Annotated in this window: 20 protein-coding genes and 1 tRNA gene; 16 read left to right on the top strand and 5 right to left on the bottom strand. The window is 61.8% G+C overall.

What is annotated here, in order from left to right; translation table 11 throughout:
• Nucleotides 1-33 precede the first annotated feature (33 nt).
• From CCK88_RS03705 to CCK88_RS03750, 10 genes are all read left to right on the top strand, one after another.
• The gene (locus tag CCK88_RS03705; protein ID WP_086469178.1) at nucleotides 34-1,938 is read left to right on the top strand and encodes an ABC transporter substrate-binding protein; all 1,905 of its coding nucleotides are present in this window, start codon (nucleotides 34-36) and stop codon (nucleotides 1,936-1,938) included.
• 164 nt (nucleotides 1,939-2,102) lie between these two features.
• Nucleotides 2,103-3,089, top strand: a complete 987-nt coding sequence (locus tag CCK88_RS03710; RefSeq protein WP_086469179.1) for an ABC transporter permease — start codon at nucleotides 2,103-2,105, stop codon at nucleotides 3,087-3,089.
• 10 nt (nucleotides 3,090-3,099) lie between these two features.
• Complete coding sequence (locus CCK88_RS03715) at nucleotides 3,100-4,230, top strand: ABC transporter permease (protein ID WP_086469180.1); 1,131 nt, start codon at nucleotides 3,100-3,102, stop codon at nucleotides 4,228-4,230.
• 19 nt (nucleotides 4,231-4,249) lie between these two features.
• Nucleotides 4,250-5,272, top strand: a complete 1,023-nt coding sequence (locus tag CCK88_RS03720) for an ABC transporter ATP-binding protein (RefSeq protein WP_086470794.1) — start codon at nucleotides 4,250-4,252, stop codon at nucleotides 5,270-5,272.
• Complete coding sequence (locus tag CCK88_RS03725) at nucleotides 5,265-6,317, top strand: ABC transporter ATP-binding protein (RefSeq protein WP_086469181.1); 1,053 nt, start codon at nucleotides 5,265-5,267, stop codon at nucleotides 6,315-6,317. The genes CCK88_RS03720 and CCK88_RS03725 overlap by 8 nt, the downstream gene beginning before the upstream one ends.
• A complete protein-coding gene (locus CCK88_RS18545) occupies nucleotides 6,314-7,585 on the top strand; it encodes an HAD family hydrolase (protein WP_210189897.1) in 1,272 nt (423 codons plus the stop codon). The genes CCK88_RS03725 and CCK88_RS18545 overlap by 4 nt, the downstream gene beginning before the upstream one ends.
• A gap of 64 nt (nucleotides 7,586-7,649) precedes the next feature.
• Entirely contained in the window at nucleotides 7,650-10,061 is a 2,412-nt protein-coding gene (locus CCK88_RS03735) for a hypothetical protein (RefSeq protein WP_140048875.1), read from the top strand.
• Entirely contained in the window at nucleotides 10,058-11,659 is a 1,602-nt protein-coding gene (locus CCK88_RS03740; RefSeq protein ID WP_086469183.1) for an alpha-L-fucosidase, read from the top strand. Before CCK88_RS03735 ends, CCK88_RS03740 begins: the two co-directional genes overlap by 4 nt.
• Before the next feature lie 183 nt (nucleotides 11,660-11,842).
• A tRNA-Pro gene (locus tag CCK88_RS03745) sits at nucleotides 11,843-11,919 on the top strand.
• Between the two features lie 44 nt (nucleotides 11,920-11,963).
• The gene (locus CCK88_RS03750; protein ID WP_086469184.1) at nucleotides 11,964-12,938 is read left to right on the top strand and encodes a phosphotransferase enzyme family protein; all 975 of its coding nucleotides are present in this window, start codon (nucleotides 11,964-11,966) and stop codon (nucleotides 12,936-12,938) included.
• Here CCK88_RS03750 and CCK88_RS03755 read toward each other — a convergent pair.
• The 4 genes from CCK88_RS03755 to CCK88_RS03770 form a co-directional block, all read right to left on the bottom strand.
• Nucleotides 12,935-14,224 carry an O-antigen ligase family protein gene (locus tag CCK88_RS03755; RefSeq protein ID WP_086469185.1) on the bottom strand — a complete coding sequence of 430 codons (1,290 nt, stop codon included), beginning with the start codon at nucleotides 14,222-14,224 and terminating at the stop codon, nucleotides 12,935-12,937. The two genes, CCK88_RS03750 and CCK88_RS03755, sit on opposite strands and share 4 nt — an antisense overlap.
• Nucleotides 14,221-15,738: an undecaprenyl-phosphate glucose phosphotransferase gene (locus CCK88_RS03760; RefSeq protein WP_086469186.1), complete on the bottom strand. Its 1,518-nt coding sequence runs from the start codon at nucleotides 15,736-15,738 to the stop codon at nucleotides 14,221-14,223. Before CCK88_RS03760 ends, CCK88_RS03755 begins: the two co-directional genes overlap by 4 nt.
• An 89-nt stretch (nucleotides 15,739-15,827) precedes the next feature.
• Nucleotides 15,828-16,949, bottom strand: coding sequence for a glycosyltransferase family 4 protein (locus CCK88_RS03765; RefSeq protein ID WP_170926338.1), 1,122 nt, complete (start codon nucleotides 16,947-16,949; stop codon nucleotides 15,828-15,830).
• A gap of 1 nt (nucleotide 16,950) precedes the next feature.
• Entirely contained in the window at nucleotides 16,951-17,502 is a 552-nt protein-coding gene (locus CCK88_RS03770) for a polysaccharide biosynthesis/export family protein (protein WP_170926339.1), read from the bottom strand.
• A 151-nt stretch (nucleotides 17,503-17,653) separates the two neighbouring features.
• Between CCK88_RS03770 and CCK88_RS03775 the strand changes: the two genes are divergently transcribed.
• Nucleotides 17,654-20,047, top strand: coding sequence for a GumC family protein (locus CCK88_RS03775; protein ID WP_086469189.1), 2,394 nt, complete (start codon nucleotides 17,654-17,656; stop codon nucleotides 20,045-20,047).
• An 11-nt stretch (nucleotides 20,048-20,058) separates the two neighbouring features.
• On the top strand, nucleotides 20,059-21,099 hold the full coding sequence (locus CCK88_RS03780) for a polysaccharide deacetylase family protein (protein ID WP_170926340.1): 1,041 nt from the start codon (nucleotides 20,059-20,061) through the stop codon (nucleotides 21,097-21,099).
• A 4-nt stretch (nucleotides 21,100-21,103) separates the two neighbouring features.
• Here the strand turns inward: CCK88_RS03780 and CCK88_RS03785 are convergent, their stop codons facing one another.
• Nucleotides 21,104-21,325, bottom strand: a complete 222-nt coding sequence (locus tag CCK88_RS03785; protein ID WP_086470797.1) for a DUF2842 domain-containing protein — start codon at nucleotides 21,323-21,325, stop codon at nucleotides 21,104-21,106.
• An 87-nt stretch (nucleotides 21,326-21,412) separates the two neighbouring features.
• Here CCK88_RS03785 and CCK88_RS03790 point away from each other — a divergent pair, with 87 nt between their 5' ends.
• The 4 genes from CCK88_RS03790 to CCK88_RS03805 all read left to right on the top strand — a co-directional run bounded on the left by CCK88_RS03790 (nucleotide 21,413) and on the right by CCK88_RS03805 (nucleotide 24,390).
• Nucleotides 21,413-22,465, top strand: coding sequence for a COX15/CtaA family protein (locus CCK88_RS03790; protein WP_086469190.1), 1,053 nt, complete (start codon nucleotides 21,413-21,415; stop codon nucleotides 22,463-22,465).
• Nucleotides 22,466-22,604: 139 nt separating this feature from the next.
• Entirely contained in the window at nucleotides 22,605-23,069 is a 465-nt protein-coding gene (rplM, locus tag CCK88_RS03795) for a 50S ribosomal protein L13 (RefSeq protein WP_086469191.1), read from the top strand.
• Between the two features lies 1 nt (nucleotide 23,070).
• Nucleotides 23,071-23,553 (top strand): 30S ribosomal protein S9, encoded by a 483-nt coding sequence (gene rpsI / locus CCK88_RS03800; protein ID WP_086469192.1) that lies wholly within the window; start codon nucleotides 23,071-23,073, stop codon nucleotides 23,551-23,553.
• A gap of 171 nt (nucleotides 23,554-23,724) precedes the next feature.
• Nucleotides 23,725-24,390 carry a hypothetical protein gene (locus CCK88_RS03805; protein WP_086469193.1) on the top strand — a complete coding sequence of 222 codons (666 nt, stop codon included), beginning with the start codon at nucleotides 23,725-23,727 and terminating at the stop codon, nucleotides 24,388-24,390.
• Nucleotides 24,391-24,497 lie beyond the last annotated feature (107 nt).

Raw genomic sequence — 24,497 nt, forward strand, 5'->3', positions numbered from 1 at the left:
CGGAGGAGGTTCCGGGCAAAGGGAGGGAAGAACATGACGTTGAACAAGTTGCTCACCCGTGCGGCGCTGGTGGCTTTGTCCGCCACGGCGATGACGAGCATGGCCTGGGCATTCCAGGAATCGCCGATGCTGACGGAGATGGTCGATGCCGGCAGCCTGCCGCCGGTCGAGGAGCGCCTGCCGACCAACCCCACGGTGGTCGAAGCGCTCGAAGTCGGCCAGTATGGCGGTACCTGGCGTCGCGCCTATAGCGGTCCGGGCGATCGCTGGGGCCCGACCAAGCTCATGGAAGAGCGCGTGCTCAAGTGGGCGGCCGGCCCCGATGGCACCGCGGAATTGACCCCCGGCTACATCGAGAGCTATTCGGTCAACGACGACTCCACCGAATTCACCTTCACCCTGCTCGATGGCCTCAAGTGGTCCGATGGCGAACCCGTCACCACCGAAGACGTGAAATTCTGGTACGAGGACGTCTTCCTCAATCCCAAGATCATCGGCACCATCGATCCGACCTTCTCACCCGGCGGCACGCCGATGGAGATCGAGATCAAGGACGAGCGCACCTTCACCGCCAAGTTCGCGCAGCCCTACGTCTATTTCCTGCAGATCCTGGCCAAGGATTCGACCGGCGAGCCGAGCCTCGACCGCGCCAGCTTCCTGTTCCCCAAGCACTATCTCAGCCAGTTCAACGACAAATACGCGACCGAGGAAGAGCTCGCTGCCGCCGCCACCAAGTTCGGCGTCGCCAGCTGGACCGATCTCTGGGGCTCGAAGGGCGCCGTCACGGCCTGGTGGTCCAATCCGGATCTGCCGGTTCTGACCGCCTGGAAGATCGAGACGCCGGCCCCGGCCGAAAACGTCACCATGGTGCGCAACCCCTACTATTGGGCCGTCGATCAGGAAGGCAATCAGCTTCCCTACATCGATCGCATCAATCACCGCCTGTTCCAGGATCCCCAGAGCCTGGCGCTTATGGTGGCGCAGGGCCAGATCGACGCGCAGGACCGTGGCATGGTCCAGCCCTTCGATTTCTACAAGGACAACGAGGAACGCGGGAACTACCACATCGTCCCCTGGCTGGGCTCGGGCGTCTGGTCCCTGATCCCCAACCTCAACACGACAGACGAAGTCCTGCATGCGCTCTATGCCGATGAGCGGGTGCGCCAGGCGCTCTCCGTCGGCCTCGATCGCGAACTCATCATCGAGCTCACGCAGTCGGGTCTTGCCAAGCCGATCCAGGCCGCGCCGGTCAGCGGCTCTCCCTATTATCAGGAAGATCTGCAGAACCACTGGACCGAGTATGATCCGGATTTGGCCGATCAGCTGCTCGACGAAGCCGGGCTCGACCAGCGCGACGCCGAAGGCTTCCGCCTCCGTCCCGATGGCAAGCGCTTCACCATCGTGGTGCAGGGGGGCGATGCCGCGCTGGCCAAGCAGCTCGAGCTGATTGCGGAAAGCTATGCCGAGATCGGCATCGAAATCCTGCCTCGCGTCATGGATCGGACCCAGTTCGATACCAACCGCACGAACAACGATTTCGACATGCAGTATCTGGTGTTCGACCGTCTCACCTACGTGCCGGCCGATCCGCGCATCATGATGGGTTCGGAAAGCTACGCCAACCAGTCCTATGTCTGGTACAGCACCGACGGTGAAAGCGGCATCGCGCCGCCCGAAGGCAGCAACTTCCAGAAGATCTACGATCTCTGGGACACCGCATCGAGCGCCCCGACCATCGAGGAAGCGGATGCCGCGATGAACGAGCTGATCCGCACCTTCGTCGAGAGCGGCTATGTCATCGGCGTTCACGGCGAAGGCACGGTGGTGAACGTGGTGTCGAACCGCATGCACAACGTGCAGCCCGATTTGGTCATGGACGACATCTTCCGCGAAGTTGGTCTCTCCCGCACGCAGCAGTACTGGCTCGAGCAGGAATAATCGCTCCCATCGGGCGCGGACCTCCCGCCGCGCCCGGCACCGGCCCTTCGGGGCCGGTGACCGCTAGCACCCCTGAAGCCGAGGCAGCTTCGGAAGGGTGATATCGTTAGAAAAGAACGCCCGATCCTTGCCCCTTGATCGTCAGGCGTTCCTGGAGACAGGTCATGGTCGCCTTTATTCTTCGGCGGTTGCTTCTGGCGATCCCGATGCTGCTCTTCATCTCGTTCATATCCTTCGTCATCATCCAGCTGCCGCCGGGTGATTACGTCACCGCTTACGTCGCCCAGCTGGCTCAGGGCGGCGAATACATCTCTGCCGCGCAGGAAGCCGCGATGCGCGAGCGCATGGGTCTGAATGATCCCATGCTGGTGCAATACTGGCGCTGGATCACCGCCATCATCTTCCGCGGCGACTTCGGCTATTCGCTCGATTGGAACGCGCCGGTTTCGAGCCTGATCTGGGATCGCCTGGCGATCACCCTCGCGCTTTCGACCGCAAGCCTCGTCATCACCTGGCTCATCGCCATTCCCGTCGGCGTCTATTCCGCCACCCGCCAGTATTCGATGCTCGACTATGTCTTCACCGTCTTTGGCTTCCTCGGCAAAGGCACGCCCGACTTTCTCCTCGCGCTGATCCTGATGTGGATCGCCTTCGTCTACATGCAGCTCGATGTCGGCGGCCTGTTTTCGTCGCAATATCAGAATGCGCCCTGGTCCTGGGGCAAGTTCATCGACCTTCTGCAACACCTCTGGATTCCGCTTGTCGTCCTCGGCACGGGCGGCGCCGCCGGTCTCATCCGCGTCATGCGCGCCAATATGCTTGACGAACTGGGCAAGCCCTATGTCGAGACCGCCTATGCGCAGGGCCTCTCCGAGCGTCAGGTCGTCTGGGGTTATCCGGTTCGCGTTGCGCTCAACCCCTTCATCTCGACGGTCGGCTGGGCCCTGCCGGCGCTCTTTTCGGGCGACGTCATCACCGCCATCGTTCTCAACCTGCCCACAACCGGGCCGCTGCTGCTGCAGGCGCTCAAGATGCAGGACATGTATCTGGCCGGCAGCTTCATTCTCATCCTCAGCGTCTTCACCGTCGTCGGCACGCTGATTTCCGATATTTTGCTGGCGTGGTTCGATCCGCGCATCCGTTACGCGTGAGGAGCAGGCCATGACAGAGCAAACTCTTGCCGCCGAACCCATCAACGCCAAGAAGGAAGATCTTTATTCCGCCAAGCCCTGGCAGCTGGTCTGGCGCCGCTTTTCCAAGCATATCCTCGCCGTCATTTCGCTGTGGTTCCTTGTGATCCTCGCGCTCTCCGCCATCTTTGCCGAGTTCGTTGCGCCCTATGACCCGTTCAAGGTCGAACGCCTGCGCACCATGGCGCCGCCCACCGGCATCCACCTCTTCCACGACGGCCAGTTTGTTGGCCCCTTCGTCTATGCCATCGAGCGGACCCGCGATCCGGAAACGACGCGCGTCAGCTATGAGCCCGATACCAGCGAACCGCTGCCGCTCCGCCTCTTCGTCTCGGGCAGCGACTACTCGTTCTTCGGCCTCTTCAAAACCGACATCCATCTCTTTGGTGTCGAGGGCGGTCGCCGCGACCAGATCAACCTCCTGGGCACTGACGATCTCGGGCGCGACGTCTTCTCGCGCCTCATCCATGGCGCCCGCGTCTCGCTCTCCGCCGGTCTCGTCGGCGTTGCCTTTGCCTTCGTCCTCGGCCTGACGCTGGGCTCGATCTCGGGCTACTTTGGCGGCTGGATCGATGGCAGCATTCAGCGCCTCATGGAGCTCATCCGCTCCATCCCGACAATTCCGCTCTGGATGGGCCTTGCCGCTGCGCTCCCCGTCGTCTGGGATCCGCTGCTTGTTTATGTGCTCATAACCTTCATTCTGGCGCTGATCGGCTGGACCTATCTCGCCCGCGTCGTGCGCGGCCAGTTCCTGGCGCTCCGCAATGAAGATTATGTGCTTGCCGCCCGTCTCTCCGGCGCCAGCGAATATCGCATCATCACCAAGCATATGCTGCCCTCGATGACGTCCTACATCATTGCGGCGCTCACCCTTGCCGTGCCGGAAATGATCCTGGGCGAAACTGCCCTGAGCTTCCTTGGCCTTGGCCTTCGCCCACCGGTCGTTTCCTGGGGTGTGCTGCTGCAAGACGCACAAAACCTGCGATCGATTTCCCTCGCGCCCTGGCTCCTTGCGCCAGGCGGCGCCGTCGTCCTCACCGTCCTCGCCTTCAACTTCCTCGGCGATGGTCTGCGCGATGCGGCCGACCCCTATGGGCAATAAGACCATGACCAATCAAAACATGCCCCCAGAACGTCTGCTCGAACTCGACAATGTCCACGTGCACTTCCCACTGCGCGAAGGCCTCGTCAAAGCCGTCAATGGCGTCTCCTATCACGTCAACAAGGGCGAGGTTCTTGGCATCGTCGGGGAATCCGGTTCGGGCAAGTCGATCACCGCCCGCGCCATCATGCGCCTCCTGCCCAAGCGCGCCGCAGCGCCTGAAGGCCGCATCACCTTCCGCCCACGCAACGGCGAGACCTATGAACTCTCAGCGCTCGGCCGCAATAGCCGCGCCATGCGCCAGGTTCGCGGTCAGCATATCGGCATGATCTTTCAGGAGCCCATGACGGCGCTGTCGCCGGTCCACACGATAGGCGCGCAGATCATGCGCACGGTTCAGCTCCATATGGGCCTCAACCGCAAGGCGGCGCGCGAGCGTGCCATCGAGCTTCTGGCCAAGGTGCAGATGCCGCGGCCCAACCAGTTGGTCGATGCCTTCCCGCACCAGCTTTCGGGCGGCATGCGGCAGCGCGCCATGATCGCGCTCGCCATTTCCTGTAATCCCAGCCTGCTTATCGCCGATGAACCAACGACCGCGCTCGATGTGACCACCGAGGCGCAGATCCTTGAACTGCTCAAGGAACTGCAGTCCGAAATGGGCATGGCGATCATTTTCATCACCCACAATTTCGGCGTCGTCGCCGATATCGCCGACCGCGTCTCGGTGATGTATCTGGGCAAGATCGTCGAGACGGCCACCGTCGACGACATCTTCTATGCCGCCAAGCACCCCTATACCCAAGCGCTCTTGCGCTCCATTCCACGCCTCGGCGTCGATCAGGGTAGGCGCCTGCCGACCATTCCCGGAATGGTGCCCGACCCATTCAGCGTGCCGCCCGGCTGCGCTTTCAATCCGCGCTGCACCCACGCCGTTGCCGGCGTCTGCGATACGCAACTGCCACCCGAAAAAGTCTTCGGCTCGCAAATGTCGCGCTGCCACTTTGCCGAACAGTTTGTTGCCGCGGAGGCCGCCCATGTCTGAGCTTCCGATCCTCGACCATTCGAGCCTCCCCGATGACGTTCTCTTCTCCGTCCGGGGTCTCAAGAAGTATTTTCCCATCCAGGCCGGCTGGCTCAAGAAACATGTCGGCGACGTCAAGGCGATCGACGATGTCTCGCTCGATATCAAGAAGGGCGAAACGCTCGGCCTCGTGGGCGAAAGCGGCTCCGGCAAGTCCACCGTCGCCCGCCTCATGCTGCGCGCCTACGACCTGACCGACGGGCAGATCCTCTTCCGCCGTGCAAATAACGAGATCGTCGATCTCTCAAAGCTCAGCGATCGCGAAATGCGGCCGTTGCGCGCCGAGATGCAGATGATCTTTCAGGATCCTTATTCCTCTCTCAATCCGCGCATGACCCTCCTCGAATTGGTCGGCGAACCGATGGTCATTCATGGCGTCGGCTCACCAAGCGAGATCAAGGATCGCGTCGCGGAGCTTTTGAAGGTCGTCGGCCTCCGTCCCGAATTCATCAATCGCTACCCGCATGCCTTTTCCGGCGGCCAGCGCCAGCGCATCGGCATCGCCCGTGCCCTTGCGCTCAACCCCAGCTTCATTGCCGCCGACGAAGCGGTCTCGGCACTCGACGTGTCGGTGGCCGCCCAGAACATCAATCTTCTGCAGGACCTGCAGGAGCAGTTCGGTCTCACCTATCTCTTCATCACCCATGATCTCGGCATGGTCGAACACATCGCCGATCGCGTCGGCGTCATGTATCTCGGCCGCTTGATGGAGGTCGCGCCGACCGAGCAGCTGTTCTCAAAGCCGCTCCATCCCTATACCGAAGCCTTGATGGCGGCGGTTCCCCAGCCCGATCCGCGCGGCAACCGCACCAGAAAGCGCGTGCCGCTCAAGGGCGAAATCGCCAATGCAGCCAATCCGCCCTCAGGCTGCAGCTTCCATCCCCGCTGCCCCTATGCCCAGGCCAGGTGCAGTACCGAAGTCCCCGCCCTCCGCACCGTCGCTGGCGGCCGCCAGGTCCGCTGCCACTTTGCCGAAGACCTGGCCCTCGTCGGGGCGGTGGCGTGACCGAAGTCCTGCAGCACGCCGATGCCGATCTTGCGGCGCTTTATGCGCCGCACCTTATGTTCGATACCAACGAGCCGTATCTTCCACACGCCCTGGGATACACGATCTTCCGCATAGCGGGACTGTCACCATCCAGCAAGTTCGCCATCGAACCCCTTGGCGCCCTGACGATCGAGTACGCGATCTATTACGACTGGGACATCGGCCATCTCTACGACCTCGAACATGTCTGGGTGCATGTCGGTGCCATGGGTGAAATTCTCCGGGTGGAAGCCTCTTCCCATGGTGGTTGCAAGGTCATGGATATCGGCGAAGGGCTGCCCGAATTTTCTTCCCCGCAGGTTTTCCGCCGCCCATCGTCATTGCCCGGCTTGTCCGGGCATCCGGTCCTCTATGTCGAAGCCGGCAAACACGCCCATTGGGCAAGTCCTGCTCACATGACCGAGGCCGACCGGCAGAAACTTGCCGTCCTTTGCGGTCCACTGGCCGGCATCGAAGGCGTGCATCTTGGCAATCCGTTCGCCAAGCGCGGCGCCTACACCGCCAGGCCCAGAGACCATCGCCTTGCCCGCCTCAAGATGACCACCGACGCCTTCGAGCCTGGTCATTCTTACCGTGCCTCATCAACCGAGGTGCCGCTTCTCCCTTGGCCGGATCTCGAAGCCATTATCCCGCAGCGCATCACTGACATCATGACCCGTCTCGAAACCGACCAGCCGCACTTCGCCGCCATTTTTCTCGATTGCGGCGATACGCTCATCGACGAGCGCACCGAAGAAAAACTGCCCGGCAGCGAGGTGGTCATCCGCGCCGATCTCATCCCCGGCGCCAAGGAGATGATGGATAGCTTGAAGGCCGCCGGCCACAAGCTGATCCTCGTCGCCGATGGACCGCGCCAGACCTTCGTCAATATGCTGACCCATCATGGTCTATGGGACCATTTCGACGCTCACATCATCTCCGAGGATGTCGGCGTCCATAAACCGGATGTCCGCATGTTCGACGCCGCGCTCGCCGCTGCCGGTCTCACCCGCGACGACGCCTGGCGCACCGTCATGGTCGGCAACAATCTCTCCCGCGACATCTGTGGCGCCAATGCGCTGGGGATGACGTCCATCTTCATGGCCTGGTCGACCCTCCGGACGCACGAGCCAGCCAATCCGTCCGAAGTGCCCGATTATCGCATCGACAGCCCCTCGGAACTGCCTGCGCTTCTAGACGTGCTCGAAATGCTAACCAAATACCGTTGCCGTCCCTTCCAGCGCTAACCGAATGCTAACAAATAGGCCCGCCATGTCAGCGCCCTTGCTAACCATCTCCCGCGGTGACAGCGTGACCGCATGGGAACTTTCACCCACCACCGCGACCTATTTCCCCGGCACCCCCGCATCGGCGCGCGACCCACAAAACTATCATTATATCAATGGCTTCGTAGATGTTGGCGATCTTCCATGCCGCATCGCAACCTGGCGCGACGTCGCCACGCGCACCGTTTCACTCGAAACGGACTGGGAGGTGGAAAGTCTCAACCTGCCGGGGAGCAATCGTCGTGTCGAATTCACCCAGTTCCGCTATCGTCCGACGCGACTAAGTCGTTGGTGCAAAACGACGATTGCGGCCGGCGAGGATCGCTACTGCTCCTTCCGCCTCACCACCTGCGGCGGCGTCCACATCTGGGTCGACGGCGAACTCGCCGCCCGTTTCGAGCCCTTCACGCGCAACCAGTCCCAGGACACCATCGTACATCTGCCGATCAGCTCTGCGGGCAGCGAAGTCATTGTTCTTACAGAAGAAATGGCCGAGCGCGATACCAACTGGTTCTTCGAACTCAGCCTTGTCGATGACACGGAACTCGACATTTTCCTGCCTGGCGCCGAAATCGGTGAACAGGCCGGCGCTCTCAAGGCCCTCGCGGCGCAGGCCCGCTGCCGCGGCGAGGTAGTCACGGCCAATGATGACGTCGTCCTCCTCTTCGATACGCATTCCGCAATGGACGTCGAGATCGAAATTACCTTCGCCAGCACCTCGCACACACATGCCAGTGCACTGAAGCGCACCGTGGTCTTGCCGGCAGGCGCAGCGGAGGTTTTCGTCTGTTCCGGCAACGAGTTAGGGGATGGCTACTACAACGTGCCGCTGGTCTTCAGCATCGGTAAATCGCGCGTCGAGCGGGTCATCGGCTGCGCCATTCTCCGCAATCTCGAGCCGCAGCAACTTCCCGGCGACCTTGCCGCACGGAAGCGTTTTGCCCTCGAACATGCCGCTCGCCACGGCGAAAACCGCATGGGGACAGTCGTTGCGCTTCTGGAAACCGGGCAGGGCGGTGATCCGCGCATCCGGCCAATCGTCGAAGCTACGCTCAAGTCTATCGAGGAGCGGCACGACTGCGCCGACTTCGTTTCGGTGCCACTCCTCTGGGCCTATCACCGGCATGCCGCTGATTTTCCTCAGGATTTGCGGGCGAGAATCGAGGCTGTCCTTCAGGGGTTCCGCTATTGGGTGGATGAGCCGGGCAATGATGTCATGTGGTTTTGGAGCGAAAACCACGCGCTTTGCTTCCACGTCTCGCAACTTCTCGCCGGTCTCGCCTGGCCCGAGGCACATTTCTCCGCATCCGGACGCACCGGTCGGGAACAAGCGGAAATCGCCACTGCACGCCTTGGCCTCTGGCTCGATGCCGTCGAAAAAGATGGCCTCGCCGAATGGAATTCATCGGCGTACTACCCAGTTGATTTCATTGGCCTCCTCGCCCTTGCAGAGCTGGCGCCAGAGCCGATCGCTTCCCGCGCGAAAGGCCTCTGTGATCGCATCTTCACGATGCTGTCGCTGCACACGCTCAATGCCGTCCCCGCGGGCTCGATGGGGCGCGCCTACGACAAGGAACTGCGCGCCGGCCCCCTGACCGAGCTCGCTCCCTTTGCAGCCGTCGCTTTTGGGAAGGGCTGGCTCAACAGCGGCGTTGCCTCGCTGCCGCTCTTTGCTGCCGGCCGTTATGAGCCTCCGGCAAATTTGGGCCCATATGCGCAGCCCGCCACGGGTGAAACCATCTCGGCCCACTATCGCCAGGGCTATGGCCCCGCGGCGCTGTTGTCGTTGCACAAGACTGAAAACATTCAGCTTTCTACCAATAGCGGCGCCCGCGCCGGCGGTTACGGACACCAGCAGCACGTCATCGACCTGCGCTTTGCCAGCCACCCCATGGCCCGCAGCTGGATCAACCATCCGGGCGAAGACGACCCCTGGGGCAATCAGCGCCCATCCTTTTGGGCAGGCAACGGCAATCTCCCGCGGGTCCTTCAGGAGGGCGGAACTGCCCTCGTTCTCTACCGGCTCGACGCCGAAGCCCGTCTCGATTTTACGCACATCTACGCCGCTCAAAGCGGCATCGAACATCACCTTCACGGCGATACGCTGATCCTCAAGGCCGGCAGCGCTTTCGCGGCCTACAAGGCGACATCGCCTTTGATCCCCGTTACGACAGGCCCTGGCGCCGGTATCGAATACCGCCAGAACGGCGAAAAACAGGGATGGGCGGTGATCACTGGCGAGGGATTAAACTTCGACCAGTTCGCTTCCCAGGTGGCCTCCACGCGGCTTGATCTTGGGGATGACGGGACGCGTCTGGTCCTGGCCGGACCGAGTGGGCAGGAGCTATCGCTCAACTGGACAAAAGCGCCGGAGGAGCACAGTAGCCGTTCCAGACTAGGCGCCGAACCCGCTGTTGTCGTGAGCTCAGCACGATGAGCACCAGACGAACCGCCACGCCCCATTACCGCAGCGAACCCATCGCCCCGGGACCCTTCGAGCCGAGCTGGGAATCGCTCAAGAGCCAGTATCGTCCACCAGAATGGTTCAGGGACGCCAAGTTCGGCATTTGGGCCCATTGGGGACCTCAATGCCAGCCCGAAGCCGGAGACTGGTACGCGCGGCACATGTACATGCAGGGTCACTGGCAGTCTGACTTCCACCGCAAGAAGTACGGCCATCCAGCCGACAGCGGCTTCATCGACGTCATCGGCGACTGGAAGGCCGAGAACTGGAACCCTGACGACCTGCTCGATCTCTATGTCCAGGCGGGCGCAAAATACTTCGTGGCCATGGCCAATCACCACGACAATTTCGACAACTACGCCTCGCGATTTCATGGCTGGAATTCGACCCGCATGGGACCGATGCGCGACATCGTCGGCACGTGGGCCGAAAAAGCCCGCGCCCGCGGACTCAAGTTCGGCGTATCCAATCATGGTGCACACGTCTGGCATTGGTGGCAAACCGCCTACGGATACGACCCTGAAGGTGAGCGCGCTGGCGAACGCTATGACGCGTGGAAGCTGACCAAGTCAGACGGCATCGGTACCTTCTGGGAAGGTCTCGACCCTCAAGACCTGTACGGCGGGACCAACATGCCGCTGCCCGAAGGCCTCACCGACGCCAGGGTTGCGGAACGCTGGCACGAGGAGCACGACGGTGTTTGGGACGAGGCGCCACCAGCGGCCAATCCAGCCTTCGTTGAAAGCTGGTATCGCCGCTGCCAGGACCTGGTCGACAGCTACAAGCCGGACCTCCTCTATTTCGATAACCATGACCTGCCTCTGGGGCAGGCCGGTCTCGACATGGCCGCCCACTATTACAACGCCTCCCTTGCGTGGAATGCCGGGCGCATGGACGTCGTGCTCAACACCAAGCTCCTTCCCAGAGGGCACGCCGGCGCCCTTGTCGAAGACGTAGAGCGGGGATTTCGCTCGGAAATCGTCCAGCATCCCTGGCAGACCGACACCTGCATCGGCGACTGGCACTACAGGCGCGAAATCTTCGAGAACAAGCGCTACAAGACGGCCGCCTCAGTCATTCACCGGCTCTGCGACGTCGTTTCCAAGAACGGCAATCTATTGTTGAGCGTGCCGATCCGGGGCGATGGCACGATCGACAACGAAGAACGCCGCATTGTCGAGCAGATCGGCGAATGGAACGCCTTGCACGGCGAGGCCATCTTCGGCTCGCGTCCCTGGCGTGTCTCGGGTGAAGGCCCAACGACCCTGCCAGAGGGCCTCTTCGGCGAATCCTCCGTCCGTCCCTTCACGGGTGACGACATCCGTTTCACCACCAAGGGCAATGTGCTCTATGCCGCCACGCTCGGCGCTACCTCAGGTGCGATGACGCTATCATCCCTTGCCCAATCGTCGGCAACTGGTGCGGGGCAGGTGGAGCATGTTGAGGTCCTGGGATCCGATGCTCCTGTAACGTTTGATCGGGACGATACCGGTTTGCATCTTGAGATACCCGAGGCCGCTGGCCACGATTTCGGGGTCGTCCTGCGGATCAGCGGGCCGGGTCTCGTCTAGCCTGCGGTCATATTCCTGCTGTTCGTCGGTCCTGCGATGCGGAGGCCGAATGACCCTGGTCCGCGATCTGCTTCACGACGCCCCTGCCGATCACATCGAGTTAAAAAATCTCGCTTTGTTCACATGGACCTGCAAATTCGGGGTTGCACCAAATTCCCCCATTCTCTATGTCTCCGCACCAGTCGGGGCGTAGCGCAGCCTGGTAGCGCATTTGTCTGGGGGACAAAGGGTCGTCGGTTCAAATCCGGCCGCTCCGACCATTCCACCTAATATCTTGATAGGCCAACCTGTGCGGGAGCCTCCCATGCCGCTGCAATTGCGCGACCTGGAATCCGTCCTCCAACTCTGGCCCGATCTCGACGGCGCGACGATGTCGCTCCTCAACCACTCGGAAAATCACACCATTCTGCTTTCCGTCCCCGGCGGCGAGGCGTTCACGATGCGCGTCCACCGGCCCGGCTATCAGAGCGTGGCAAACATCGAGAGCGAGCTCGCCTGGCTCGAGGCGCTGCATCGACAGACGGATCTGCCCATTCCGGAGCCGGTTGCCGGTCGCAACGGTCGCATGCTGCAGAGTTTCAAGACGCCGTCGGGTGACACCTGTTACGCCGTGCTCTTCCACTTCATCCAAGGTAGCGAGCCAAACCCGGATAGCGACCTCGTCGATTTGTTCGGCACCCTCGGCGTCTACGCCGCCAAGCTCCACCAACACTCCATCGCATGGCCACGTCCAGCCGGTTTCGAGCGTCAGGCATGGTCCGCACCGGCCATCCTCGACATGGATGGGCTCTGGGGCGACTGGAGGGTCGCGCCGGGCGTCAACGACGCCATACGACTGACCCTCAACCGCGCTCACGACAAGCTGCGTCGTCGTCTGGAAGCCTACGGCACCGCATCCGCTCGCTACGGTCTCATCCATGCCGATATGCGTCTTGGTAATCTGCTGGTGGACGGTGATCAGGTCAGCCTGATCGACTTCGACGATTGCGGCATCTGCTGGTTCGCCTACGACTTTGCTGCCGCCATCTCATTTCACGAGACTCACCCCTCCGTGCCGGCACTCCGTGACGCCTGGCTCAAGACGTACCAGACTGTGCGGCCGCTGGCGCCCGAAGACATCGCTGAACTCGATTCTATGGTGCTGCTGCGTCGCACCGCCTTGCTTGCCTGGATCGGCTCGCACGCCGAGACCGCGCTGGCGCAGACCCACATGCCGGGCTTCGCCGAAGGTACGGCCGACCTTGCCGAGCGCTACATGGCCGGCGCGATGTGGCGCTAGATCAGCGCCTCGCTTCGCGGAACACCACGTCTTGGGTCACGAGCCATGGCACTGGACAGACCCCAGATCAGGCCGATCAGCAGGAAGATGTGACGCCAGTGGTCGCTGTCGATGATGATCGATTCGACCATGACCATCGAGAAGGTGGCGAGCAGGGGGATCGCGAGCAGACGATAGGGAGAGGGGCGAACAGCCGCCTCCAGCCCCTTCCAGAGCGTCGCCAGGATCAGCACATAGAAGACGAATCCGCCGCCCCAGCCATAGGAATGGAGGACGGTCACATAAACGTTGTGGGGGAGCTCGGTGATCCGCAGGTTGTTGAACTCGCCCGGACCCAGGCCCAGAGGATTGGCCAGCGCCAATTCGAATGCATAGCCCTGGCGTCCGAAGCGTCCGGTTTCGCCGCTGTCATAGTTTTGTGACGCGAAGCGGGTGGCGAAGAGATCTGCAACGGCCGGGATCGAAAGCAGGCCGGCGAGGGCGACCAGCAGCAGCATGAAGCCTGCCAGGGACAGGAGAATGATGCGGACCTTCTCTCGCGCGCTGGCCTCGAGCAGGAATACCAGCATCAGGACGATCAGCGAGGATGCCGCGAAATGGCCCCAGGCGGCACGCGAAAAGCTGACGAACACGCCGATGAAAAGCACAAGGTAGATACCTCCCGACATCAGCATCGTCTTGAGCTGGGCGCCCAGCAGTACGCGCTGCAACGCATACATCGCCGGCAAGATCAGGAAAGGTCCGTAGACGTTCGGGTCATTGAACGTCGCCTTGGCTCGACCATAGCGGAGGAAGAGGTCGGCGGCCGGCATGACGCCGAGGTAAGCGAACGTGCCGAGCAGGGCTGCGATCACGGCCGCGGCCGTATAGGCCGTCATGATCAACCGCATGCGGCTCACGGTCTTTTCAGCAACGTAGTTGGCGGAGATGTAGGAGGTCAGCATCAGAAAGATGGTGACGAGGGTGAAGATCAGCGCCTGCGTGATCGTGTTGTAGCGCACCTGGAACACGGCGATCAGTGCGAAGGGCGTGAAGGCCAGGATGATGCCGAGCAGTCCCAGCGTCGATCGGTAGAGATTGAGACCTGCCGCCACGGCAACCGGCAGCACCATCAGGAAGCTCAGCTCGTACGGCGAAGGCTCGACGAACACCACAAAGCCGGTGAACACCCAGAACGCCACCGCCCAGTCGAGAAGCCGCGCGGATCGTGCCCTGAAATAGGCTCTGCCGGACATCGCCGAGCCGGCCTCGGCGCCGGACCCGGCAAATGTACCGATGGTGCTCAATAGGCATTCTCGTTCTTGGCGACCAGGGACACCGGCGTCATGACGAGGATGTAGAAGTCCAGAAGGATCGACCAGTGCTCGATGTAGTAGAGGTCGTGGTTTACGCGATGCATGATCTTGTCGATCGTGTCGGTCTCACCGCGCCAGCCATTGACCTGTGCCCAGCCGGTAATTCCGGGTTTCACGCGATGACGGGCGAAATAGCCTTCCACAGCTTCATAATAGAGCTGGTTCTCAGCCTTCGCCTGTAGCGCATGCGGACGGGGACCGACGATCGACAGTTCGCCCTTGAGCACGTTGAACAGCTGCGGCAATTCGTCGATCGAGGTACGGCGGATGAACCTGCCCACCTTGGTCACGCGCGGGTCACCCTTGGTCACGAGCTTGGCAGCGCCGAAATCGAGGTTGTCGGTGCGCATCGAGCGGAACTTGTAAATGCGGATCAGCTCGTTGTTGAAGCCGTGCCGGTTCTGAACGAAGAACACCGGACCCTTGCTGTCGAGCTTGATGGCGATGGCCGTGATCAGCATGATCGGCGACAAAAGGACAAGGGCTGTAAGCGCCACGACCTTGTCGAACACCCACTTGAACACGAGGTTCCAGTCCGAAATCGGCCGGTCGGCCATATCGAGCACCGGCAGGTCGCCGACATAAGAATAGGCCTTCTCGGTGAAGCGCAGCTTGCTCATATGGGCCGATAGGCGAATGTCGACGGGCAGCACCCAAAGCTGGGTCAGCATGTCGAGCACGCGTTTTTCGGCCGACAGCGGCATGGAGACGATCACCAGGTCCACCGGGGTGCGACGGGCGAACTCGATCAGCTCCGAAACCCGGCCCAGCTTGTGGAATCCGGAGACCACGTCGGGCGAGCGTTCGCCGTCGCGGTCGTCGAACAGTCCGAGCAGGTTGATATCCTGGTCCGACCCTGCCTGGATCTGCTCGATCAGCATTTCCGCGTCGGCGCCGCCACCGACGATCACGGTGCGACGCTTGAGGCGCCCCTGAGCCGTCCAGCGCTGCACCAGCGTCCGAAGCAGCAGGCGATAAGCGATCAGCAGGGCGGCGCCGGAAACAAACCACGTCAGCAGCCAGACGCGCGACACCAGGTCCCCCGCCTTGAAAAAGAATATGCCGACCATCAGCACCAGCATGACCGCTACCCAGGCGCCCAGCACCCGACCCATCTGCGAGAACGTGGTGCGGTAAGCGCTGACGCGATGCGATCGGACCGCATTGAAGGCGATATTGGCGACGAGAACGCTGCCAAGGATCATCGGAATATAGAAGCCATCCTGGCCCGGCTCGACATAAGCGGCATGGATGCCGTAGCCCAGGAGCGCGAGAAGCACCGCTTCAACGATCTGCGCGACGCCCGCAATGACGGCGCTCGACAGCGTCGGGTCCACCGGGGCGGCGATGATTTCCTCGGCTTTCGCCGACAATGCGATCGTGCCCGGAGCATCCGAACGGGATGCGTGTTCCTCGATGGCCTTCTTGGGGTCTACGCGATACATGAATGCGGCCGCCGCTTGTTGTTTGCGCGGCAGTGTCCACGAGAGACCTTTATACTCGGTGAAATCGTTTGTTCGACGCTGAGGCTTTTCTACTGCGCGCCGCGATAGAGTTGCTCGATCGCGTCTGCCATCCGCGCGAGTGAAAACTGCGCCTCGATATGGGCGAGTCGCTGACGCATTTCGGTTTCGGCGGAGTCAGGATCGGCGAGCATCCGGTTCATGGTAGCGGCCAGCGCACCAGCATCGCCCGGTGGGATAAGGCTGTCTGAGGTCGGGCCGAAAATTTCCGGGATGCCGCCAACACGCGTCGAGATGAGTGGTAGTTGGGCCGCTGCGGCTTCCAGCACCACATAAGGCAGGGATTCCGCGAGCGACGGCACGACCGCATACCGCCCCAACGCGAACACCTCTCGCGCGGGTTTGGACCCAACCAGGTTCACGCGAGCGCCAAGTCCCAGTTCCGCTATTCGCGCCTCGAGCTCAGCGCGATCGGGTCCATCACCCGCCATGACGAGGTTCGGAGGTCTGCCGTCGGGATGCCGTGTGTCTGCAAGCGCCTCGACAAGCTGAAATATGCCTTTGAGTGCACGCAGTTCGCCAACGAATACGAAGTCCGCGGCGTCGCTGCGATGCTCGACTGGCATGAACTCATCCGGACGGAGGCCGTTGTGAATGACCTTGCCAGGGCAGGTGGGGGCTCCGATCAGCGCGGAGTAGGTTTTCTCCGCGAAGTGGCTTTCGAAGATGATGGCCGAGGTCTTGGCCATCAGCGTTCGTTCTATGCGATGGAATAGTTTGCCTGAAGCTTTGTCGGCCGGAAAGTGCAGCACGCCGCCATGGGGGGTGTAGTACACCTCGGCTCGATTGCGGCCGTAGGCGGCCAGCCGGGCGTAAAAGCCGCCCTTTGCGCCATGGCCGTGCATGATGTCGACGTCGAGCCGTCGCGCCAGGGCGCTGACGGCAAACGGTGTCGAGAGATCGCTCCTTCCAAAGAGGCGCGGCATAGGGAAGCGATGGATACCGAGTGCGGCATATGCTTCGAGCCCCAGCAGCAATCCTTCGGTTTGTGCATCGTTTGCAAGGCTGTCGACCACGATCCCGACGCTGTGGCCTTTGGCGGACAGGGCGCGCGTCAGGTCTGCGACATGGCGAAAGAGGCCGCCGACGGGCGCGCGCAGGACCTGCAGGATCCGCAAACTCTGCTTCGCCACCCTAGAACCAGCGCTCCTGCACCACGATCGTGTCGCCTGGGAAAATGGGGAAGTCCAGGTCCACGGCCGCCTTGACCATTTCATTGCCCTGCCGGCGATAGACTACGGCGCGATCCCGGTCAGCGGTCTCCGAGAAACCGCCTGCTGTGCTGATCGCGGCGCGCACGGTCATGCCGTAGACGTAGGGGAATTGCCCGGCAGTCTTGATCTCGCCCTGAATGAAGAACGGTCGGTACTGGTCTATTTCCACTGCGACATCTGGATTGCGCATATAGCCATTGGCCAATGCCCGGGACAGGCGGCGGGCGGCATCTTCGGTGGTGGATCCGCGCACCGCGACAGGCCCAACCAGCGGGAAAGCGACGGCCCCGTTATCGTCGATGCGATACGTCTTGCTCAGTTCGGCGTCGCCATAGACGGTCACCCGGACCACGTCCCCGGTGTCCAGCTGATAGGGCCCCTTGGTGTCGACCATGTAAGTCGCCGGGCGCGTGGTGGTGCATCCGGCAAGGGCCAGCGATGTCAGGACGGCGATCAAAGGCAGCCAGCGCATGAATTTCCCGCGCGTTTGAGACGGCCGCAGTCTCTCCATGCATGGTTAACATTTTGCTTATGCGGCGTTGTTTGTGTTGCAAAGTGCAAGTGCGGGTTAACTCTATGTTGACCACGAGCGGCGTAGTTCTTGGTCAATAAGAGGATACGCCATGACATATGAGTCGCCAGCATCAGCAGACGCACGCATCGATGTCGGGGCTCTGTTTTCGGCAATTGTCCGCAAGTTGCCGCGCATCGTGCTTGTCACTCTGGCGCTGCTTGTCGCGACCTTCGTCGTGCTGATGTTCCAGCCCAGGCTGTACGAGTCCTCGGCATCCATCCTGGTCGAACCGCGCTCCAACCCTTATGTGCGTGCTTCCAATGAGCAAGCTCCGTCGCCCTCGGCTAGTGAGGTCGGCGTGGTGTCCAGCCAGATCGAGCTCCTCAAATCGCGCGATACACTTCTCGGTGTGATCGACCGCCTCGACCTCCGGTCGGTATCCGAATTCAACGGGGCTGGGGCAGGGGTGTCTCCTATCGGCATGCTCATGCAACTGGCAGGGCGCAGCACGTCGACGCCCAACAGTATCGATGAAACGGTGCTCAATGCGCTCTACGACCGGCTGACCGTCGCGCAGGAGCGCGACTCGCGCATCATTTCCGTCATGGTCCGCACGACCGATCCCGAACTATCGGCGCGTATTGCCAATGCTGTCGCCGCCGCGCATGTCGCGCGCCGCGCACAGCTCTCCATTTCCGACACGGCCGACGCGTCCGGCTGGCTCAACGAAGAGATCAATCGCCTTCGCATTTCAGTCCAGGAGGCCGAATCCGCCGTTGCCAACTTCCGCGTCGACAACGACCTGTTCACCGGTCAGAACAATACCAGCCTTCTTGATCAGCAGCTTTCCGCAATCTCCGGCCAGATTACCGAGGCCCAGGAGCGCAAGAATGCGGCGCTGTCCCGGGCGACCCTGATCCGCGGCCTCATCGAGAGAAATCAGCCGATCGAGGGAGTGGCCGATGTTCGTGATTCCGTCGTCATCCAGCGCCTTTCCGAAGAAAAGGCGCGTTTGCAGGGTGAGCAGGCACAGCGGTCCGCGACGCTTCTTGCAAATCATCCAAGCATTCGGGCTCTCAATGCCCAGATCGCCGAACTCAACAACCAAATCCTGATCGAAGGCAATCGCGTTGCCGCCGCGCTCGAGGCGGAAGCGCAGATCGAGGCTGATCTCGAAACTTCGCTGCAGGCGGATCTTGCCCGCGCCAAATCCAGCGCATCGCTGGCGACCCGCGACACCGTTACGCTCGATGGGCTCCAGCGCGAGGCCAAAGCCCAGCGCGATCTGCTCGAGGCCTACCTGTTGCGGTTCAACGAAGCCTCGTCGCGCGTCGATGCCAACTCGGCCCTGCCTGATGTCCGTGTTGTCTCCGAGGCCGCTCCCTCCGTAACCCCGGCCAGCCCGAAGACGTCGTTCATAATGCTCGCCGTCGGTCTGGTGGCTTTTGCCGTGCAGCTTGGCCTCGTGGCCTTTGGCGAGCTTCTTTCGGGACGTGCCCTCAAGCCTGTGCCTCAATACGCCGCCAGCACTGACCAGCTTGAGGAAATGCCTTTCGACGAAGCTGAGCTCGAACCTGAACAGCGCTGGGAGACCGACGAGGAAACGGTCGCCGTAGCACCGGTCGTCGAAGAGCCCTCCGTGCTTATCGATGCGGAAGACTCCGAACCGATGGTCGAAACCGTCGAGTTTGATGGCTTCGATGACGAACCGCAGCGGGTCGTGCCCGACGTCTATGTCAGGGAAGCCGAGGACGCTCCTGAACAGCCGCACCAGGACGCGGCACGCGAATTCATCCGCCAGTTGATGGCCGAGCCGGCCCTCGATCGGGAACACCGCGTTGCCGCCCAGATCGACGAAATCGAGATCGACGACGAAGACGTCGCAGTCGAGGCCAGCGGCGCGTTCGAATACGATGTCGATGAGCCCGTCATTGCTCCGCCGGTTCGTCCGAGTGCCAGCGTCGTGCGGTACGCCGATCTCGTCTCCGATCTGGTCCTGGGCCGGACGCATCTGTTGTTGCTGGCCGACTATGCGCGCCAGCCTGTGAGCGTCGACCTGGCCGAGGAACTCGTCGGCGATGCGCTATCGAAGGGCCTCAGCGTCGCCTTGATCGACGCGGGTTCTGGCCGCCGCACCGAAAATCCTGGCGTCAGCGATCTGAGCACCGGGGCTGCAAGCTTCGGAGATGTGGTGCAGAAGTCGGCAGATCAGGGATTTGCCGAGGTCACATGGGGGCAGGGCGACACGATCGATCGCCAATCGCGTCGTCCGCAGACGCTTGTCGAAGCCCTTGGCGACATCTACGAGGTTGTGGTGGTCCTCACCGGCCCTGTCGGTCAACAGTCCAGCCTAGATGTCTTTGCTGAACTTGGGGGGCGCATCGTCCTTGCGGCTGATGCCGAAGACGAAATCGGTCGCGCGGAAGCGGCATGGCGCGAACTGGTAGAGGCGGGCCTGAACCGCGTCGAGATCACCGCTTTGTCCGAAATGGTCGCTGCCTAGGCGGCAACACCATGTCACTCAAATACACCGCCATCCGCTCTGCATTTGAACTGCTGTGGCTGACCAACATGCCGCGACTGTTCCGCATGCTCTCGAAGTCGCGCGGGGTCATCCTCACGCTCCACCGGGTCCTGCCTGATGACCCGGCCGACTTCTCGCCAAATGCCATCCTGCAGGTCCGCACCGACTTCTTGGACTATTGTCTTAGTCGGCTGCGCGCGCTTGAAATCGACGTCGTTTCTCTCGACGAGGCATTGGAGCGTCTTGCCGCCCCCGAAAAGGGCAGGGCCTTCGTCGTCCTGACCTTTGACGACGCCTATCGCGACAACCTCGTCCATGCCCTCCCGGTCCTCCATGCCCACGAGGCGCCGTTCACCCTCTATGTTCCCACTGCCTTTGTGGACGGTGTCGGGCAGCTCTGGTGGCAGGCGATCGAGGATATCATTGCGCGCCAGGACGCTGTGGCGTTTAGCGAGAACGGCGAGACCGAATATGTAGACACGCGTTCGGTGGCCCAGAAGGTCGACGCTTTCAATCGCCTCTATTGGCGCATGCGCAAGCTGCCTGAGCCCGAGAGGCTGGCGCTCCTTGCCGACTTCACAAGCGCCTATGGCTACGATCTGGCAAGGCAGTGCCGCGATCTGATCATGAGCTGGCAGGAATTGCGGCTCTTCGCTGGCGATCCGCTCTGCACCATCGGCGCGCACACGGTCAATCACTACGAATTGGCAAAACTGCCCGAGACCCAGGCGGCGGAGGAAATGACGCAATCCGTGTCCGTCATCGAGGCGCAGTTCGGCATCCGCCCGCGACACTTCTCCTACCCTCTGGGCGGGCCACTATCGTGCGGCCCCCGGGAGTTCGCACTGGCCAGGGATCTCGGCTTCCGGACTGCCGTGACCACGCGGCCCGGCGGGCTTTATCCCCACCACCTTGATCGGTTGACAGAGCTCCCGCGCGTATCGCTCAACGGCTACTTCCAGAAACCGCGCTATGTCGATGTTTTCGCGAGCGGTGGTCTGTTCACACAGTTGGGCAAACTGACCGGCTGAGACGTCAGCGTCCTGGCGCCGAAGGATCGGGTCTGGCCATCCACTTGATCAGCGGCATGGCCGGCAGCGTCCAGCCCATTCCGGCGACGATAAAGAACAGGATCAGCACCAGCCCCGGCAGACCCTGCGGCAGCTTCAGATAGATCCATGTCGCCATCACCGACCACAGAACGATCGAACCGACCAACAGGAACGCGCCTATCAACTTGCGGTTACGCTGGGTCATGTGCGGCATCTGGGCTGTTGCAGGTCATGGTGTGGAGGATTACCACTCCGCCATCCTGACTGAAACCGGAATAGTGCCGTGACCGCCATGCAAGATGCCGCACCTGGCCAAGTGAGCTATGCGAGCGACCGTTTGCGACCGGTCCGCATCTGGCTCTATTCGCTGGCTGCCTTCGTGCTGCTGATCGTCGTGGTCGGCGGCATCACGCGCCTCACCGAGTCCGGCTTGTCGATCACGTCCTGGAAGCCCCTGTCGGGCGTGATCCCGCCGCTCAATCAGGCGGAGTGGGAAGCCGAGTTCGAGGCGTACAAGCAGATCCCCCAATATTCCGTGCTCAACTCGTGGATGGGCCTCGACGACTTCAAGTACATTTTCTTCTGGGAGTGGTTCCACCGCCTCCTGGCGCGGGCGCTGGGTCTGGTCTTCCTCGTGCCGTTCACGATTTTCCTTTTCCAGAAGCGGCTGTCGCGAGATCTGGCATGGCCGCTCTTTGGCCTCTTCGTGCTCGGGGGCTTTCAGGGTGCGCTGGGCTGGTGGATGGTGTCGTCCGGCCTCACTGAACTGACCTCCGTATCGCAGTATCGCCTGGCCGCGCATCTGACGGCGGCATGCTTCCTGTTCATCGCGCTGATCTACGTGGCGCGCTCGCTTTCCCCGGGTCGTGTTCTGGGACGCGTCACCGGGTTCCACCTCGCAACTGGCGCCTTGCTGCTTCTGGCTGTCGTCCTGCAGATCGGGGCAGGGGCGTTCGTCGCCGGTCTCGATGCCGGCATGGGCTACCAGACCTGGCCGCTCATGGATGGCGCCATCATCCCCAATGGTCTCTTCGTCATGGATCCGGCCTGGCGCAATCTCTTCGAGAACGCGTTGACCGTGCAGTTCATCCATCGCGGCATTGCCTATCTTATCGTCGCCTATGTCGGATGGCTCATCTGGAAACGCCACAAGGACGGGGGCTTTGGCGGGGTGCATGGCTGGTTGCCGCGCATCGGCTTCATCGTCCTTCTCCAGGTGGGGCTGGGTATCGCAACGCTCCTGGCCAGCGTTCCCATCGGCCTCGCCGTTGGCCATCAGGCGCTTGCCTTCATGCTGGCGGGCCTCGCGGTTGCCTATATCGCGGACATGCGCCGTGCGCGGTAATATAATACCGCTTCCGTAACTGGCTGATTTTGCACGCTAAATTATTCTCTGTTGACGGCATGTGGAATCTCCCCTAGAGACGCCGCCGAACTGGCCGGTCCATGCGTGGGCCGGCTGCTTGAATTTTGAGGATTTCGATATGAGCACGTACTCGGCAAAACCGAGCGAGATCGAAAAGAAGTGGATCCTGATCGACGCCAATGGCCTCGTCGTGGGTCGCCTTGCTTCGATCATTGCTTCGCGTCTGCGCGGCAAGCACAAGCCCACGTTCACCCCGCACATGGACATGGGTGACAACATCATCGTCATCAATGCCGACAAGGTGAAGCTGACCGGCCGCAAGCTCGACCAGCACCGCTTTTACTGGCACACCGGCTATCCCGGTGGCATCAAGGACCGCACCGCGCGCGAACTGCTGGAAGGCCGCTTCCCGAACCGCGTCCTCGAAAACGCCGTTCGCCGCATGATGCCGGGTGGCCCGCTGACCCGCGCCCAGCTCAAGAACCTGCGCGTTTACGCCGGTACCGAGCACCCCCACGAAGCGCAGAACCCGACCAAGCTCGACGTCGCTGCGATGAACTCCAAGAACGTCCGGGTGAAGTAATATGGCCGAAACCATCAACTCCCTCGAAGACCTCGGCACCTCCGCTGCTGCGCCGGCTGCCAACACCGCTCCGGTTCACACCCAGAAGCTTGACAGCCTCGGCCGCGCCTATGCCACCGGCAAGCGCAAGAACGCCGTCGCACGCGTCTGGATCAAGCCGGGCAAGGGCACTGTCACCGTCAACGGCCGCGAATTCGCCAAGTACTTCGCCCGTCCGGTTCTGCAGCTGATCGTCAAGCAGCCGATCGTCGCTTCCGAGCGTCTCGATCAGTACGACGTCAACGTCACCGTTGCCGGCGGTGGTCTGTCCGGCCAGGCCGGTGCCGTTCGTCATGGCATCTCCAAGGCGCTGACTTACTTCGAACCGACCCTGCGTCCGGTTCTGAAGAAGGGCGGCTTCCTGACCCGCGACAGCCGCGTTGTCGAGCGTAAGAAGTACGGTAAGGCCAAGGCCCGCCGCTCCTTCCAGTTCTCCAAGCGCTAAGCTTCGGATTATCCATTGTGCAGGGGGCCGGGAAACCGGCCCCTTTGCTATTATAGCCACGGTACGGGCCGGTGCGTCGCTTAACGCATTCGCCACGCCCTGGCGGCGCCAACGCCAAGACGTCCGCGGAATTTATCGAAGCCTATGGCTAGTGCTTCGGCCAGCGTCCATATGTGGGGCGATATTGAGTTTGCCATGCCCAGTCTTGTCACGCGTTTCCACCTTCTCCTTTTCTGCGTCACGATCGCTATAGGCGGCGTCGCTTTGGCACATCTGCCGGCAGGCTACGCTTTTCCAGCGCATTGGCAGGGAAGCGCTGTAGACTGGTTCTGGCCTCGAGATGTCGCGCTCTTGACGCCGCCGCTGGTGCAATTGGCGCTCGTCGTGACGTTCTATCTGCTTGGCCGTGCTCTCACCCGAAACCACTTTGCCAAAGTCCAGCACATCCTCGACCCTGCACTGACATTGCTCATGTCAGTAGCGGCTGCCTGTCAGCTTGGCCTGCTGATGATTGGCATTGGGTCCGATTTCGACCTGTTCCGGATCACCACTGGAGCCCTGGCCGCCACGCTGATTGTCTTGGCGGTGGTTATATTCGAAGCCGAGCGGCACTCCTATGCAGGCCTGCGCATGCCCTGGCCGGTTCCGTCTGATCGGGCATGGTCCATTGTCCATCGATCGACCGGTCTGGCGACCGCGGCGGCTGCCATTCTCCTTGCCGCTGTTGCTTGGATTGATCCGGGGCCCGGTGTCAGCGTCATAACGCTTGTGGCGACTCTTCTCGGTCTTCCTGCCTTTGCGGCATCGATGACTCTTTTGACCCGGGGTCTGCGGTAAGTCTTTGCGGGCGGTCGCAATTTTGGGGCAGAATAATCCATTCCACGCGAATGGCGGCGCAATTCCATATGCTGCATTCTCCGACAGAGAGGCGTAGTGTCTGGCCA

This window comes from Devosia lucknowensis, assembly GCF_900177655.1.
GTDB classification, from domain to species: Bacteria; Pseudomonadota; Alphaproteobacteria; order Rhizobiales; family Devosiaceae; genus Devosia; species Devosia lucknowensis.

Excerpts from the sequence above, each read along its gene's own strand:
- CCK88_RS03705 (WP_086469178.1), top strand. The coding sequence starts at position 34 with ATGACGTTGAACAAGTTGCTCACCCGTGCGGCGCTGGTGGCTTTGTCC.
- CCK88_RS03710 (WP_086469179.1), top strand. The coding sequence starts at position 2,103 with ATGGTCGCCTTTATTCTTCGGCGGTTGCTTCTGGCGATCCCGATGCTG.
- CCK88_RS03715 (WP_086469180.1), top strand. The coding sequence starts at position 3,100 with ATGACAGAGCAAACTCTTGCCGCCGAACCCATCAACGCCAAGAAGGAA.
- CCK88_RS03720 (WP_086470794.1), top strand. The coding sequence starts at position 4,250 with ATGCCCCCAGAACGTCTGCTCGAACTCGACAATGTCCACGTGCACTTC.
- CCK88_RS03725 (WP_086469181.1), top strand. The coding sequence starts at position 5,265 with ATGTCTGAGCTTCCGATCCTCGACCATTCGAGCCTCCCCGATGACGTT.
- CCK88_RS03740 (WP_086469183.1), top strand. The coding sequence starts at position 10,058 with ATGAGCACCAGACGAACCGCCACGCCCCATTACCGCAGCGAACCCATC.
- CCK88_RS03750 (WP_086469184.1), top strand. The coding sequence starts at position 11,964 with ATGCCGCTGCAATTGCGCGACCTGGAATCCGTCCTCCAACTCTGGCCC.
- CCK88_RS03760 (WP_086469186.1), bottom strand. The coding sequence starts at position 15,738 with ATGTATCGCGTAGACCCCAAGAAGGCCATCGAGGAACACGCATCCCGT.
- CCK88_RS03770 (WP_170926339.1), bottom strand. The coding sequence starts at position 17,502 with ATGCGCTGGCTGCCTTTGATCGCCGTCCTGACATCGCTGGCCCTTGCC.
- CCK88_RS03775 (WP_086469189.1), top strand. The coding sequence starts at position 17,654 with ATGACATATGAGTCGCCAGCATCAGCAGACGCACGCATCGATGTCGGG.
- CCK88_RS03780 (WP_170926340.1), top strand. The coding sequence starts at position 20,059 with ATGTCACTCAAATACACCGCCATCCGCTCTGCATTTGAACTGCTGTGG.
- CCK88_RS03785 (WP_086470797.1), bottom strand. The coding sequence starts at position 21,325 with ATGACCCAGCGTAACCGCAAGTTGATAGGCGCGTTCCTGTTGGTCGGT.
- CCK88_RS03790 (WP_086469190.1), top strand. The coding sequence starts at position 21,413 with ATGCAAGATGCCGCACCTGGCCAAGTGAGCTATGCGAGCGACCGTTTG.
- rplM (WP_086469191.1), top strand. The coding sequence starts at position 22,605 with ATGAGCACGTACTCGGCAAAACCGAGCGAGATCGAAAAGAAGTGGATC.
- rpsI (WP_086469192.1), top strand. The coding sequence starts at position 23,071 with ATGGCCGAAACCATCAACTCCCTCGAAGACCTCGGCACCTCCGCTGCT.
- CCK88_RS03805 (WP_086469193.1), top strand. The coding sequence starts at position 23,725 with ATGTGGGGCGATATTGAGTTTGCCATGCCCAGTCTTGTCACGCGTTTC.